This is a genomic window from Streptomyces niphimycinicus (genome assembly GCF_018883605.1).
GTDB lineage: Bacteria > Actinomycetota > Actinomycetes > Streptomycetales > Streptomycetaceae > Streptomyces > Streptomyces niphimycinicus.
In genome coordinates, this window is record NZ_JAHLEM010000789.1 from 1 (window position 1) to 1,963 (window position 1,963).

The 1,963-nt window shown below is 71.7% G+C and carries 3 protein-coding genes; all 3 read right to left on the minus strand.

What is annotated here, in order from left to right:
• The coding region (locus KN815_RS42700) for a biotin carboxylase N-terminal domain-containing protein (RefSeq protein ID WP_216347151.1) at positions 1–113 on the minus strand (113 nt) is incomplete at its 3' end.
• Between the two features lie 54 nt (positions 114–167).
• Positions 168–1,097, minus strand: coding sequence for an alpha/beta hydrolase (locus KN815_RS42705; protein WP_216347149.1), 930 nt, complete (start codon positions 1,095–1,097; stop codon positions 168–170).
• A 200-nt stretch (positions 1,098–1,297) separates the two neighbouring features.
• Positions 1,298–1,963: DsbA family protein (locus KN815_RS42710; protein ID WP_216347150.1), on the minus strand; the 666-nt coding region annotated here is incomplete at its 5' end.

Sequence of the window (1,963 nt, forward strand, 5' to 3'; positions counted from 1 at the left end):
GCGTCCCGGTCCGGATCGGCATAGACGGCTACGCTCGCGATCCCGGCATCCCGGCAGGCACGGGCAACACGGACAGCGATCTCGCCACGGTTGGCGATGAGCACCTTTTGCATGCTCTCTCTTCCCTCTTCCGAAAAGTTCCGCCCCGAGAGGGACGGTCAAGGTTGCTACCCCAGGGCCCGCTCAAGGAAATCCAGCACCACGCTCGCGTAGCCTTCAGGATCGGTCTCCAGCCCGAGCAGATGCTCGGCCCCCGGCAGGACGTGCGTCTCGGCCTGGGCATAGCGCTCGGCCAGCGCGTCCACCGAGGACGGCGGCACGATCGCATCGTGCTCGCCCGACATGAACAACAGGGGGATCTTGGCGAACTTGCCCGTCGCGGGCGGGGGCCACTGGGCCCGGAGCATGGCCGGGCCCACCGCGCACAGCGTCCGCGCCACCGCCGAACGGGCCGGCTCGCCCTTCAGCAGGGCGGGCAGCGGCAGCGCCTCCGCCTCCAGGAACTTGCGCAGCAGCGGCGGGACGTCGTGCCCCGGCCCGCTGTCGCACACCAGCGCGTCAAGTTCGAATCCATCGTGCGTCAGCGCCCACATGGACGAGAAGCACGAGAACGAGAAGCCGTAGAAGGCTATCCGGGCCGTGCCGTATCCCCGCTGGCCGCGCAGATGGGAGACCACGGAGGTGACATCGCTCGCGAACCGGTCGCCGAGCCCGAACAGCGCCCGGTCGTCGCTGCTGGCCCCATGGCTGCGGTGGTCGAACAGACAGACGGTGTACCCGGCGTCGTGCAGGAACTTGGCGTGGCGGAGGCTGTGGTCCTTCGCCGTGGCCATGCTGTGCCCGAGCACCACCACCTTCTCGGGGGACGCCGGACACAGCCAGGTGTCCAGGTGCTTCCGCGCCGCGAAGGGCACCTTCAGCTCCGTACAGGGCAGCCCGTAATCCCGTGGGTGCTCCCGCTGTTCCCGGCGCCGCGGATGGAAAGCCAGATACGCCAGCCTGGCCCCGTACAGCGGGGCGATCGGCAGGGCCGCGGCCGAGAGGGCGCGGGCTCCCAGGGAGGGGGAGCGCGCCGACGTCTGGCGTGGCTCGGGCATCTGCGTCCTCCAGGAGGGGGAGTGTCCGTCGGCGGTCAGGGCGTTCTCGTCTCGGTCGCGGCGGGCGGTGGAACGGGCGGTCGGGACGGGCGAGTGGACGGACGGGCGGGACGGACGGGCGGGGCGGACGGGCGGGGCGGGCAGTCGGGACGAGCGGTCGGGACGGGCGACAACGTGTGAACGAGCGGGCGGGCGAAGAGTCAGCCACAGCCTCCGGCGTGGCCCGGATCGGCCGACCGGGCGGCGGCGAAGTCGGTGTCCGAGGGCACGGCGGCGGGCGTGTCCCGGGAGCGGGCGCCGGATCGGTCACCGGAGCCCGGGCGCGGCCCGGAGCCGGAGCGGACCGCTTCGGCGAAGGCCGGCAGCCGGTCCACGCCCCAGAACTTGTCATAGCCATGGGTGAAGAACGGCACGCCGAACGCCCCGGCGTCGCTGAGCGCGAGCAGGGCCTGAAGTCCCCGGCCGCCGCGCAGTTCCTCGTCATCGGCGGCTGCCGCCGCCCGGCCGGCCGGAAGCCCCAGCTCACCGGCGATGGCCGCGATGGTCGTACGGTCGCAGATGTCGCGGCCCTCCTGCCAGCGCGCCCGGTAGAGGCGCTCGATGTAGGCGGGGCCGAGCCCCGCGTCCAGCGCCAGGAAGTACGGCAGATGCGGCACCTCCCAGACCGGGTCCTGGTCCACCGGCCAGTTGACCGCGAGGCCGCGGTCGGTCGTCAGCCGGCGCACATCCTGGAGGATATAGAGATGCTTCTCCCGGGACATCGCCGTATACGGGAAGTGATGGCGTTGTTCGGCCATACGGCGCTCACCATCCGCGTCCGGCTCCCACCACGGGTGCCATTCCACCGCCTGTGCGACATCCGGATA

Excerpts from the sequence above, each read along its gene's own strand:
- KN815_RS42705 (WP_216347149.1), bottom strand. The coding sequence starts at position 1,097 with ATGCCCGAGCCACGCCAGACGTCGGCGCGCTCCCCCTCCCTGGGAGCC.